The organism is Vibrio sp. B1Z05 (assembly GCF_052955985.1).
This window is the reverse complement of the sequence record NZ_CP130463.1, coordinates 188438-201045: the sequence shown is the minus strand read 5'-3', so window position 1 is coordinate 201045 and position 12608 is coordinate 188438. Positions and strand designations below refer to the sequence as shown.

The 12608-nt window shown below is 44.0% G+C and carries 10 protein-coding genes and 1 pseudogene; 1 reads left to right on the top strand and 10 read right to left on the bottom strand.

Annotated features, from left to right (window positions below; all coding sequences use genetic code 11):
* Positions 1-3: 3 nt before the first annotated feature.
* The 6 genes and pseudogenes from aroB to QV280_RS00900 form a co-directional block, all read right to left on the bottom strand.
* Entirely contained in the window at positions 4-1107 is a 1104-nt protein-coding gene (aroB, locus tag QV280_RS00925; protein ID WP_023402437.1) for a 3-dehydroquinate synthase, read from the bottom strand.
* 35 nt (positions 1108-1142) lie between these two features.
* On the bottom strand, positions 1143-1661 hold the full coding sequence (gene aroK / locus QV280_RS00920) for a shikimate kinase AroK (RefSeq protein ID WP_023402436.1): 519 nt from the start codon (positions 1659-1661) through the stop codon (positions 1143-1145).
* 151 nt (positions 1662-1812) lie between these two features.
* Positions 1813-2844: pseudogene (locus QV280_RS00915) on the bottom strand (type IV pilus secretin PilQ); the annotation flags it as partial.
* A gap of 124 nt (positions 2845-2968) precedes the next feature.
* On the bottom strand, positions 2969-3526 hold the full coding sequence (locus QV280_RS00910) for a hypothetical protein (protein WP_023402434.1): 558 nt from the start codon (positions 3524-3526) through the stop codon (positions 2969-2971).
* Positions 3523-4068 carry a hypothetical protein gene (locus QV280_RS00905; protein WP_152822212.1) on the bottom strand — a complete coding sequence of 182 codons (546 nt, stop codon included), beginning with the start codon at positions 4066-4068 and terminating at the stop codon, positions 3523-3525. Before QV280_RS00905 ends, QV280_RS00910 begins: the two co-directional genes overlap by 4 nt.
* Complete coding sequence (locus QV280_RS00900) at positions 4068-4928, bottom strand: hypothetical protein (RefSeq protein WP_152822210.1); 861 nt, start codon at positions 4926-4928, stop codon at positions 4068-4070. Before QV280_RS00900 ends, QV280_RS00905 begins: the two co-directional genes overlap by 1 nt.
* Before the next feature lie 132 nt (positions 4929-5060).
* Between QV280_RS00900 and QV280_RS00895 the strand changes: the two genes are divergently transcribed.
* Positions 5061-7721: a penicillin-binding protein 1A gene (locus tag QV280_RS00895; RefSeq protein ID WP_367869620.1), complete on the top strand. Its 2661-nt coding sequence runs from the start codon at positions 5061-5063 to the stop codon at positions 7719-7721.
* Positions 7722-7776: 55 nt separating this feature from the next.
* Here the strand turns inward: QV280_RS00895 and oxyR are convergent, their stop codons facing one another.
* The 4 genes from oxyR to QV280_RS00875 all read right to left on the bottom strand — a co-directional run bounded on the left by oxyR (position 7777) and on the right by QV280_RS00875 (position 12545).
* Positions 7777-8667 carry a DNA-binding transcriptional regulator OxyR gene (gene oxyR, locus QV280_RS00890; RefSeq protein ID WP_152822206.1) on the bottom strand — a complete coding sequence of 297 codons (891 nt, stop codon included), beginning with the start codon at positions 8665-8667 and terminating at the stop codon, positions 7777-7779.
* Positions 8668-8778: 111 nt separating this feature from the next.
* Complete coding sequence (locus tag QV280_RS00885) at positions 8779-9126, bottom strand: RidA family protein (RefSeq protein WP_023402429.1); 348 nt, start codon at positions 9124-9126, stop codon at positions 8779-8781.
* A 273-nt stretch (positions 9127-9399) separates the two neighbouring features.
* Positions 9400-11274: an argininosuccinate lyase gene (gene argH / locus QV280_RS00880; protein ID WP_021714278.1), complete on the bottom strand. Its 1875-nt coding sequence runs from the start codon at positions 11272-11274 to the stop codon at positions 9400-9402.
* 56 nt (positions 11275-11330) lie between these two features.
* Positions 11331-12545 (bottom strand): argininosuccinate synthase, encoded by a 1215-nt coding sequence (locus tag QV280_RS00875; RefSeq protein WP_021714277.1) that lies wholly within the window; start codon positions 12543-12545, stop codon positions 11331-11333.
* Between the last annotated feature and the right edge of the window lie 63 nt (positions 12546-12608).

The window sequence follows — 12608 nt, the reverse complement described above, 5'->3', positions numbered from 1 at the left end:
CTTTTATTTACGTCCGTCCTCGATAGCTTGATAAACATGCGTAAGGTCGATTTCGCTAATCACTTTGGCACTACCAATTGCATTGGGTAACACTAAGCGTAAACGTCCCGACAGTACTTTTTTATCGCGCATCATATGCTTCATGAAGTCCTCACCAGACATGCTCTCTGGTGTATGTACAGGTAAATCGCAGGCAATAAGCAGTGATTCAATTCTGTCGACATCAATAGCATCAAGCATTCCAGCATAGGCTGCCGTTCTTGCTGCCATTACGGTACCTGATGACACAGCTTCGCCATGTAGCCAGTTACCATAGCCCAATTCAGCTTCAATAGCATGACCAAAAGTATGACCAAGATTCAATAACGCTCGAATACCTGACTCTTTTTCGTCTTGAGCAACAACATCAGCTTTAATTTGACAGCAGGTAGCCACCGCTTTGATAACCGCACTACTCTCTAGCTCTGTCAGTGATTCGATATGTTGTTCTATCCATTCAAAAAATGGCTTATCTACAATCACACCGTATTTCACTACCTCAGCCATACCGGCCGAAAACTCTTTATCAGGCAAAGTGGCTAAAGTATTGATATCAATAATCACAGCTTTAGGTTGATAGAACGCGCCTATCATATTTTTGCCTAAAGGATGGTTAACCGCAGTCTTGCCACCAACAGAAGAATCGACTTGAGACAGTAGAGTTGTCGGAATTTGCACAAAATCTACACCGCGCTGGTAACACGCAGCCACAAATCCCACCAGATCACCAATGACACCACCGCCTAATGCAACTAAAAGTACGTCGCGGCTGTAGTTATGCTCAAGCAAAAAGCTCATCACATCATTAAAGGTTTCTAGGGATTTATATTGTTCACCGTCAGGCAGTTCTAAGACTTTTGTGTTGCACCCTAACTCAACAAATTGTTGCTTCACTCTATCAGCGTAGAGAGGACCAACGGTTGTGTTAGTGATAATAACCACTTGTTGCTGTGATAAATCTTTTGACGATGGGAATAGACTTGAAAAGAGGGCCGGGTTACCCAATAACCCAGCACCAATTGAAATTGGGTAGCTTCGCTCCCCTAAACTTACCGTGATCCGTTCCATGGGATGCTCTCCTCAGTAAGATTAACGTTGGAAGATTAACGCTCTTCCAACATTTTAACGATTTGATTTGCAACTATTTTTGCACTTTGATCGTCAGTTTTAACCGTATAGTCTGAAACTTCTTCATACTGTGGGTTACGCTCTGCAGCTAAAGCCTCAAGAACCTCACGAGGTTCATCAGTTTGCAAAAGCGGACGCTTTTTATCGCGATTAGTGCGAGCAAGTTGTTTTTCGATAGTGGTCTCTAGATACACTACCACGCCACGAGCAGATAGACGGTTGCGGTTTTCTTTACTCATTACTGAGCCACCACCGGTCGCAAGAACGATACCCTGTTCTTGGGTAAGGTCATTGATCACACCTTCTTCACGCTTGCGGAAGCCTTCTTCGCCTTCCACATCGAATACCCAAGCGATATCAGCGCCAGTGCGCTCTTCGATTACCGTATCAGAATCAACAAACTCCATATGAAGTTGCTGTGCTAGGTGTCTACCTATTGTGCTTTTGCCGGCGCCCATTGGGCCAACAAGGAAAATATTACGTTTTTCAGCCATGTTAAGCAGTATTTTACAACGTTAAAGTCAAATTACACCGCCACCTTCATTTTACCGCTAAATAGTCGGTATAGAGAAATGACGCCAAGTTCCTCACATATGAATCGTGATAAGACCCGAAATTATCTGGATTTGCCATCAACAATGCAAATTATATTTTATCTTTTTTTGGAAAGAGGATGGAAGGAGTGACAAATATCAACAACTCACTACGTCCAAACTTGTCAGAAGTTCGCTTAAAAAAGCGACCAAACCAAGGAATATCAGAAAGATACGGTACTTTCTCAACATTTCGGATAATGCTTTTCTGATAAATTCCACCCAGTACAATAGTTTCACCATTTTCAACCAAAACTTGCGTTTGCACACGTTGCGTGTCGATAGCTACCGATTCACCGATGCCAGTTTTGACCACTTGACCAGGTCTGTCTTGGGTCACTATCAAGTCTAAAACTAGATGATTGTCTGGCGTTATCTGCGGAACCACCTTCAAACTCAGCACCGCTTTACGAAATGAAATGGATGTCGCGCCACTTGAAGCCGCTTCTAAATAAGGGATTTCTGAACCTTGCTCAATATAAGCAGCCTGCTTATTGGTGGTGACTAACCTTGGGCTGGAAATAATTTCAGCCCTTGATTCGGCCTGCAGAGCAGAAAGCTCTAAATCAAGTAAGGTATCTGAACCTAGTTTTGCCAATTGAAAAGCAATCGTGGAGGCATTGGGGTTAGCTAATCCCAAGTTCACATTTAAATGATCGACCAAATCCGTACTGCCCTTTGACGCTTCAATACTAGGGGTGACTTTGCTATCCGTATTAATATTGCTAAAGCCCCAACGCACGCCAAGCTCATCCAATTCGCCCTCATTGATAGTGACGATTCTGGCCTCAATTTGTACTTGTTTAACTGGGATATCTAAAGATTCAATAATCTCAACAATACGCACTAAATTGTCGGGATGATCATAGATAAGCAATGAGTTAGTTCTGTCATCGACCGCGATAGAACCAAATTCTGAAACCGTCCCTACTCGGCGATGATGATCCAAAATATCGGCAATATCTGACGCTTTAGCGTATTTAATCGCGAACAGTTGTGAAGATAACGGTGGATGAAGAGTGAGAGTGTTCAATGCTTCCAATGGATTAATTGTGAGTTCTGGCTGACTAGGTGCAATTGCCACGGCGGGTTGGGATGAATTATTGCGAACCTCAATCGCTGGCGCAGAAAACCACTGCTGCTCCTCGGCAAGCACTGAACTAAAAAAAAACCATAGAATAAGGATGAAAGAAGTACGTTGCATGTGATTATTCCCCTACTTCATCCCCAACAAAAAAGTCGAACACAAATTGCCCATCAATCCGGTTGCTCTGCACCGAATCCCGCGCCAAGGTCATACTTTCTAGAGCGACAAAATCTGAATATTCCATCACCCTTTGCACTAAACTTCTAACGGCAGAAAACTCTCCTTGTACCTCCACCGTGAGGCGATGGCTGTTAGGTGCTTTATGCCATTGCCACACACTAAGAAGTACGGAAGAGCGCTGTAAATCAGCAGAGACATAATTAAACAGATTCACTTTCGACAATGTTAAGGGGCGATTCATTGTCAGCTGTTGATATTGAGCTTGATAATCGGGTTGTGGCTGGGCCAGTAACTCTAACTTTTTTAAATAAATAAGATGCTCATGCTGCTTGGATGACAACTGTTCTATGAGTTCTTGTTGTTTAGGTTGAATAAGCGCAATCCAAACTCCCCATGCACCAAGCACGCAACTGCTTGCCATTAATACACTGACGCCATAAATCCAAGCTTTAGGGAAATAAAGCCAGCGACTCCAATCGTAAAACAATAACCAACTCACAGCGCTTCACTGACCAGTTGAAATGAAATTAAGAACAGAGTACTGGTTTGCATATCATTGCTAGTCTTTGGTAGCAGTTGTTCAATCTGTAGATACTTTAAAAAAGGTGATTTGGCTAAATCATCCATAAAAGGGCTAAGTTGATGGAGATATTGCACCCTTCCTTTGATTTCACATTCTGAAAATTGGCAAGTAAAACTCAACAAGCTGATGCCTTGCATCGCAGGTTTATGGGGCAAAATATCAATGGGTAAAGGACGCTCGCCTTGCGCATAATAGCTCTGAGCGAGAAGCAGGCGCTCACGCCAGTTAGTTTTCTCATCTGCGATACGAGTCGCCTCAATATGAATGCGCTTCGCTGCATTTATTTCAGAGTTCAATGCTTGTAACTCAACACGCAGTTGCTGTTGATATTGCGTGGTTAACCTCAAAGCAATCAACAGGCTAATCAAGACTAATAAGGGCAACAAAGTAAGGCGTAGCCAGAAAACCCACTTTTTACGCCGTGCTATCTGTTCTCGCCAAGGAAGGAAGTTAATCATTAGAAGACCTCACACCACGACATAGCGCCGAGCGCACAAGCCAGTGCTGGATAATACGAACTAAATGCCATCAGTTCCGTGTCTTGAACTTTATCCTGCAACAGTTGTGAGGCATCAATACAACACACCGTTGAGTAGGTAGCGGTTTTATCTTGAAAGTTCCTGACTTGCGTCTGAGAGCCAAATAACAACAAACTCAAACTCGAGCCTTCTGCTTGTAAACTCACCGCTAATTCATGCTGCTGTAAGCTCTGCGCCAGTTCAGAAAAACGGCAGGGATTGGAATCAAATGTATGTGTGGTCAGTCGCCCGTCAAGAGATACCGCTGTGATTTTGTCATCGCGGATTTCTAAGGCATAGTGAGCCGTTAGTTGGCTATCAGATAGTAATTGCTGGCTCAAGATAGCTAAATCGGTCAGCGCCCACCCCACCACATTAATGGTTAAGCTACTTTCCTTTAGCAAAGTATCCAATGTCTCCTTTTTGCAGATAAATAAGTCTATATCCTCTGGCGTACTTTGCTCTGCACTGCGTTTATAATCATAGGCGAGAGGGTCTTGTCCTAACACTTGAGATAACTGTTCACGCACATAAGATGACTCTTCATCTACGGATAACGATGAATTTATAACAGAACTCTTACGTAACACCTCTTCAAATTGTAAGCTTATTGCGACACAATTCCGCCATTTTGGTAAATGCTTATTTAGCTCTGCGCTAACGGATTTCCAATCATTTTTACTTTTAATCGGATAAGTCAGGCAATCCTGTATTTTCCAACCCAATTTACTGTTCTTCAACACAACACAAATCAGTTTGTTTTGACGTATAGAAATGCCGGAAAATATGGAATAAAGCATACAAATCCCTGTTAAATACAGTAAATATCAAAAATTTAGGTAGCCAATGAAAAAAGCGGTTACACTAAGTTATTGTTTATGCTCATTGTTAATATGAGCAAATTTAAATCTTTCAAAAACAAGGAAACTTGGGTGAAGTTCATAAAGATTACGTTAGTTCTTGCACTGATTTGCATAGTTCTTGGGCTAGGTACAATTTTTGGTTTTTACTATTATCTAAAGCCTCAATTGCCGGATGTGGCAACGCTGAAAGATGTTGAACTGCAAACACCAATGCAGGTATACACACACGACGGTAAGCTAATTGCCCAGTTTGGCGAAAAGCGTCGTATCCCTTTAAAACTTGATCAAATCCCTCAAGAACTGATTGATGCTGTTATCTCTACCGAAGATAGCCGCTTCTATGAGCACTATGGTTTTGACCCTATCGGTATTACTCGCGCCGCTGTCGCCGTAATCTCAACAGGTTCAGCCAGCCAAGGGGCAAGTACCATTACTCAGCAGTTGGCTCGAAACTTCTTCTTATCCAATGAGAAGAAAGTAATGCGTAAAATTAAAGAGATATTTATTGCCGTTCACATTGAGCAGTTATTGAGTAAACAAGAGATCCTCGAGTTATACCTCAATAAAATCTATCTAGGACATCGCTCCTATGGTGTAGGTGCCGCTGCCCAAGTTTACTTTGGTAAAAGTCTACAAGACCTCACGCTAGGTGAGTTGGCGGTGATTGCCGGCCTACCCAAAGCGCCGTCGACCATGAACCCTATCTATTCCATTGATCGCGCCACTACGCGACGTAATGTGGTACTGGGCCGAATGCTAGCTGAGCAAAAAATCACTCAACAGCAATTTGATGATGCGACAGCAGAAGATCTGTTAGGTGAAACTCATGGCGCACAGCCACAAGTAAGAGCGCCATACGTGGCAGAGATTGCTCGTGCTTGGATGGTGAAAAAATTTGGTGAAGAAGCGGCTTATACCTCAGGTATGCGCATCTACACCACGGTAGATTCAAAACTGCAAAATGCAGCTAATATTGCGGCTGTCACTAACCTTGTGAACTACGACGAACGTCATGGTTACCGCGGTGAAGAGAAAGTCGTTTGGGCAGCCAATGCAACCGCTATGGATCAACCTGCTCTAGAGAAATACCTACGTACCCAACCAAGCTACGGTGCTATGCGCCCGGCTGTGGTCACTAACATTGAGGGTAAAACGGCTCAAGTTTTCATTAAAAGTTATGGTTACCAAACTATAGAATGGGATGGCATGAGTTGGGCTCGTCGTTATAAAACCGATAAGAGCCAAGGTCCTGCACCGAAAAGCGCATCTGACATTCTAGAAGTTGGCCAACAAGTTTGGGTTCGTCCAACGGACATAGCTCGCGCACTGACTCCTGTAGAAACGCCTGTCGTCGATACAAAAGCAGATACAGAGCAACAGCCTGCAGAAGAGCCAACGCTGATTGTTTGGCGACTAAGCCAAATACCAAGTGCGAATACAGCAATGGTTTCAATTGAACCAACCTCAGGGCGTATTACCTCATTGGTTGGCGGGTTTAACTTTGTACACAACAAGTTCAACCGTGCCACTCAATCGTTACGTCAGGTAGGCTCAAGTATTAAACCATTTATCTATTCGGCTGCGATTGATGATGGCATGACTTTGGCAACCTTGATCAACGATGCCCCTATCAACCAATGGGATGAGAGTGCTGGTACTGCGTGGCGTCCTAAAAACTCACCACCGACTTATCTTGGTCCAACGCGTCTTCGTATCGGGCTTGCTCAATCGAAAAACGTAATGGCGGTGCGTGTATTGCGTGCTGTGGGTCTGGATAAGACTCGTGATTACCTCACTCGCTTTGGCTTTGCTAAAGAGAACACGCCGCGCTCTGAAACCATCGCACTAGGTGCCGGTAGCTTGACACCGGTGCAAATGGCGCAAGGTTATTCCGTATTTGCCAACGGCGGTTACTATGTAGAACCTTTCTACATTGAACGTGTAGAAAACCCATATGGTGAAGTTCGTTTCCAAGCTAACCCAACGGTTATCTGTAAAACTCACTGTGACAACACCTTAGTGACTGACGTGACTAAGCACGCTCAAGATCATGAGATGAAGCTAACAGAGCTAACCAATGACAAAGGTGAAAGTATTCAGGCTGAGCATACTCAACCAAGATACGCACCAAGAGTGATTACCCCACAAACCGCTTTCTTAGTTAGAGAGTTGATGTACAGCAACATCTGGGGTGGTGGTAACTGGTCTAAAGGTACTGGCTGGAATGGCACAGGTTTCCGTGCGCAAACCTTAAAACGTCGTGATATCGGCGGTAAAACAGGTACCACTAACTCATCGAAAGATGCTTGGTACAGTGGCTTTGGTCCAAATGTTGTTGCCGTTACTTGGGTTGGTTTTGATAATCATAACCGCAACCTAGGACGTACCAGCAAAAACGCTAACCTAGGCTCTAAACAAGCCTCTGGCGGTGAAGCAGGAGCTAAAACAGCGCAACCTGCGTGGATTGACTTTATGCGTGTGGCATTGGCTGATAAGCCAATTAAACGTAAGCATGTGCCTAGACACATCATTCAAGCGCGTATTGATCGTAGTTCTAGCCTACTGACACAAAAAGCCGACGAAACATCTCGCTTTGAGTATTTTCTAGAAGGCACAGCACCAACAGAATACGAACCTGAAAACACTAGCAATGGATTCTACGGCGAAGATATTTTCTCCAGTGACTCCTCTGATAGTGAGGATGGCGAAGATAGCGGAAGCTTATTCTAAGTATTAGAAACACAAAATCCCCAGACAATGTCTGGGGTTTTTTTATCTCGCTTAATCAAGACTCTTGCAAGCTATTGGCAATATACTTTGCTAATGCCTCAAACCTTGGTTTGAATGGTGAGCCCGGTCGATAAGCCAAAACCAATTTTCGACATGGTTGAGGGTTGACCGCTTCAATATAGCTTACGCCATCTTTAGATTTTTCCTGTGGCACCGCTAATTCTGGTAACAGAGTAATGCCCGATCCCGCAGAAACCATATTTCTCAGTGTTTCTAAGCTAGTTGCTTTAAAACGTTGATCTTCCACTGCGCCAGAAGCAAAGCAAAACCCTAGTGCTTGATCTCGCAAACAGTGCCCATCCCCTAAAGAAAGTACGGTACTGCCTTGCAACTCCTGCATATCCAGTTGTTGTAACCCGCCCCATCGATGATTTTCAGGAACCGCCAGAACTAATGGTTCTTCATAAATATCTAACTCATTAAAAGGTTCGGTTTCTTTTACTGCGGCCAGAATAAGACAATCCAGTTTTCCCTCTTCCAATTGTGAAACCAGCTGATGCGTTTGCGCTTCATACAGGAACATTTCCAAATCAGGAAAATCATGTTTTATCTTAGGTACAATCAGCGGCATCAGGTATGGGCCTACCGTAGGGATAAAGCCTATATGTATCGGCCCATGCATTGAATCACCCTGTGCGCTGGCCATTTCAGTAAACTGCTTAATTTCAGCAAGTACCTTCTTGGCTTGTTCGACAAGTAACAGTCCAGCATCGGTAAACAACACTTTACGACTGCTTCTTTCAAGTAAAGCGGTACCTAATTCATCTTCAAGTTTACGAATTTGACCACTTAACGTCGGCTGACTCACAAAACAGGCTTCAGCGGCCTTACGAAAATGTTTGTGCTCGGCCAAAGACACTAAATATTCAAAATCTCTAATATTCAAAAGTTGTTCTCAATAATATTTACCTATCAATAAGGTAACACCAAACGTTAATACCTATCAAAATAGTTTTTAATAACGTGGGGAACCCTTCAAAAATAAGATTAGATTGAGTTATTTTTCTGCAGCAATCACTGAGATTTCAACTAACAGAGCTTCACGAGCCATATCAGCAGTGACACACGCTCGTGCCGGTGCATGACCTTCTGGTACCCAAGCATCCCAAACGGCATTCATTTCTTGGAAATCTTGCATGTCTTTGATGTAGATGGTGGCAGACAGCATATGCTCTTTATCACTGCCCGCTTCGAGTAGCAATTCTTCTACTTTATCCAGCATAGTTTGGGTTTGCTCAGTAATGCCTTTAGTGGCATCGGCACACACCTGACCACATAGGTAAATCGTTCCGTTGTGCTTAACAATACGGCTCATTCGTTGTTTGGTTTGTTGACGTTCAATCATGGTATTTTTATCCCCTTAAAATAGAGACGGCATTGTAAATAAGTTCATGTTTATGGGGCTAGATGAATGATTAGAAAGTGTCTATGAGATCGAATAGCAAATGACAGAAAATCGCTACCGCGCATAAAAACAAAGGGCCCCTGAACAGATTTGCTCAAGGGCCGTCTTAGAAATGGTCTAAGAAAAGCAGTGGTATTGTTATAGACACTGCTTTTTTAAACTAGTTCCTAATATTTAGCATAGTGCTGTTATTTAGCATAGTGCTGTGCAACATTAAGCGACGTTGACCGTAGCTATTATTTGCTCATTAAGGTTCAGCTCCAATGCCACTTCATCACATGCGTGTTGACGTGGACATTGTTCACAGTCTTTTAGCACTTTCTCTGGTAGTAGCATTTTTGAGGTCGGAATGAAGTGATGCTTCATAAAGAACTCTGGCGTTCTAGTCAGTACAAAGACTTTCTTAATCGCCATTTGACGAGCTCGTTCTACCAAGTGCTGTACAACCGCTGTGCCTTGACCTTGTCCCTGCCAACCCGCCTCTACACCTAGAGAGCGAATTTCAGCTAAGCCTGAGTCATACACATACAGAGAAGCACAACCTGTCACTTCACCAAGATGCTCTGCGACCGCAAAAGAGCCAATATCACGGATCAGTTCACTGCGGCTACGCGGCAAGTTTTCACCTAAGCCAGCCCAGTAAGCCACCATACCTTCTAAGGTATCGATATCAGTGAGGCGAGCAGCGCGAACTTTAACGCCAGAGGTGTCTCTTTGCTCTAAACGTTGCTGTGCTTGCTCAACCGCATGCGCCACTTGTTGAGGGCTTACGCCGCCCAGTGCCGAACGCTTCTCAAGGCAAGAATCTATGGTCAGAATCTCGTACACATCATGCTCAATAACATCAGAGAACTGTTTCAGCTCTTCAATGCTTAACTCTTCCAGTGCGCAACCTTTGGCAATGGCCGCCACAACCGCAACCCCAACAATATGGTGTGCTTCACGGAATGGAATACCTTTCGCTACTAAGTAATCAGCAAGCTCAGTAGAGTTCGCATAGCCTTGTTTCGCCGCTTCAAGTGTACGTTCACCGTTCACTTTGATGCCTTCAAAACACAGACCCGCCATTTCCATACAATCGTTCCAAGTGTCTAAGGCGTCAAATAGACCTTCCTTATCTTCTTGCATGTCTTTGTTGTACGCTAGTGGCAATGCTTTAACTGTCATCATCATGCCAGCCAGTGAACCGTATACACGGCCGCACTTACCACGAATCAGCTCTAGTGCATCTGGATTTTTCTTCTGTGGCATCAATGAAGAGCCTGAAGTCACAGTATCCGCCAATTCAATGAAGTTGGACTCACCTGAGTTGTAGAAGATCATATCTTCTGCCAAACGAGAAAGGTGCAACATTGACAGTGATGCAATCGACATCAACTCCATAACATGGTCACGATCAGAAACAGAATCTAGGCTGTTGCGAGTTGCGCGACGAAAGCCCAATGAATGTGCAAGTTGCTCTCTATCCATTGGATAAGCCGTACCCGCCAATGCGCCAGAACCGAGCGGACAAGTGTCCAAACGCTTGATTGCGTCACTCAATCTTGAGTAATCACGCTCTAGCATTTCAACGTAGGCAAGACACCAGTGGGCAAAAGTTACCGGCTGAGCACGCTGTAAGTGCGTGTAACCTGGCAATACCGTACCTTGATGTTGCTCAGCAACAGAAACCATTTTGGTTTGCAGTTTATCTAAAGCAATCAACAGTTGATTGCCTTGCTGACGACACCACAGTTTAAGATCCGTTGCTACCTGATCGTTACGTGAACGACCGGTGTGTAGCTTCTTACCCAGATCCCCGACTTTGCCGATTAACTGTTGCTCTACCCATGAGTGGATATCTTCAGCATCAGATTGAAGGATCTGTTCAGGATCCTCCATCACTTCAAGTTTTAGCTCGTTAAGTGCTAACTCAAGTTTCTGCTGCTCTTCTTCTGTTAGAACATTGACCGAATGCAGAGCCTTAGACCAAGCGATCGAGCCAACAATGTCTTGCTCAGCCAATCGGTAATCAAAGCGAAGTGAATCGTTGAACTGTTTAAACCGAGTGTCTGCTGCTTGGGTAAATCTACCGCCCCATAATGCCATTGTGTTCTCCTGAAATTCCTTAGTCTAATGCTGCTTACTTTATTCTATTTTTAACGCTATTTCTTTAATTCATTAAGAGCGCGGATTCTGCTTGAAAGCGAGTACAAACGGATAAAGCCTTCAGCATGGCTTTGGTCGTACACTTCGTCTTCGCCGAATGTAGCAAACTCTTCAGAGTAAAGGCTGTTGTCAGAACGTTTCTGAACAACGGTGGCTTGACCTTTATACAGTTTAATTACCACTTCACCATTCACATCTTGAGCCAGTTCATCTGAAGCAGCAAGGATTGAACGACATAGTGGAGTAAACCAACGGCCATCATAGACAAGATGAGACGCTTTTACGCCCAACTCTTCACGGAATTCAAAAGCGGCTTTATCAAGCACAAGTTGCTCAACAGCACGTAGCGCTTCCATGATGATAGTGCCCCCTGGAGTTTCGTAACAACCACGAGATTTCATACCAACAAGACGGTTTTCTACGATATCAATACGACCAACACCGTGTTTAACGCCTTTTTCATTTAAGAATACTAGCGCGTTGTATGGCGTCATTTTCTCGCCATTGATCTCAGTCACTTCGCCTTTTTCAACTTTAACAGTCACTGTTTCTGATTCGTTTGGCGCTTGTTCTGGATCAACTGTCCATGCCCAGCAATCATCGTTTGGCGCATTCCATGTATCTTCTAGAACGCCACCTTCTGTTGAGATGTGCCATGCGTTTGCATCACGAGAGTAGATCTTAGTCAGTGATGCAGAACAAGGGATGTTACGCTCAGCTAGGTAATCTAGACACTCTTCACGGCTTACTAGATCCCACTCACGCCAAGGCGCAATTACATGTAGGTCTGGTGCTAGAGCAGCAAATGCACCTTCAAAACGAACTTGGTCGTTACCTTTACCAGTACAGCCGTGACACAGTGCGTCTGCACCTACTTTACGTGCTACTTCAACTTGAGCCTTAGCGATAATAGGACGTGCCATAGAAGTGCCTAGTAGGTACTTACCTTCGTAGCATGCGCCTGTTTTTAGCGTTGGGAAGATGTAATCCGCTACCATTTCTTCTTTTAGGTCAGCAATGTAACAAGCCGATGCACCCGATGCTTTCGCTTTTTCTTCGATGCCTTGTAGCTCTTCTTCGCCCTGACCTACATCAGCCACAAACGCCACAACTTCACAGCCATAGTTTTCTTTTAGCCAAGGGATGATAACTGATGTATCTAGGCCACCAGAGTAGGCTACAACGACCTTGTTTACTTTAACTTTGCTCATACTAAATTCTCCGATAAATAGGAAAGTTGCTTGTGGAACATTCCTAATAATTGTTATTTACTA

What these genes read in the sequence shown, in the direction of transcription:
- aroB (WP_023402437.1), bottom strand. Translation starts at nt 1,107, where the DNA reads ATGGAACGGATCACGGTAAGTTTAGGGGAGCGAAGCTACCCAATTTCA.
- aroK (WP_023402436.1), bottom strand. Translation starts at nt 1,661, where the DNA reads ATGGCTGAAAAACGTAATATTTTCCTTGTTGGCCCAATGGGCGCCGGC.
- QV280_RS00905 (WP_152822212.1), bottom strand. Translation starts at nt 4,068, where the DNA reads ATGATTAACTTCCTTCCTTGGCGAGAACAGATAGCACGGCGTAAAAAG.
- QV280_RS00900 (WP_152822210.1), bottom strand. Translation starts at nt 4,928, where the DNA reads ATGCTTTATTCCATATTTTCCGGCATTTCTATACGTCAAAACAAACTG.
- QV280_RS00885 (WP_023402429.1), bottom strand. Translation starts at nt 9,126, where the DNA reads ATGATTGAACGTCAACAAACCAAACAACGAATGAGCCGTATTGTTAAG.
- argH (WP_021714278.1), bottom strand. Translation starts at nt 11,274, where the DNA reads ATGGCATTATGGGGCGGTAGATTTACCCAAGCAGCAGACACTCGGTTT.
- QV280_RS00875 (WP_021714277.1), bottom strand. Translation starts at nt 12,545, where the DNA reads ATGAGCAAAGTTAAAGTAAACAAGGTCGTTGTAGCCTACTCTGGTGGC.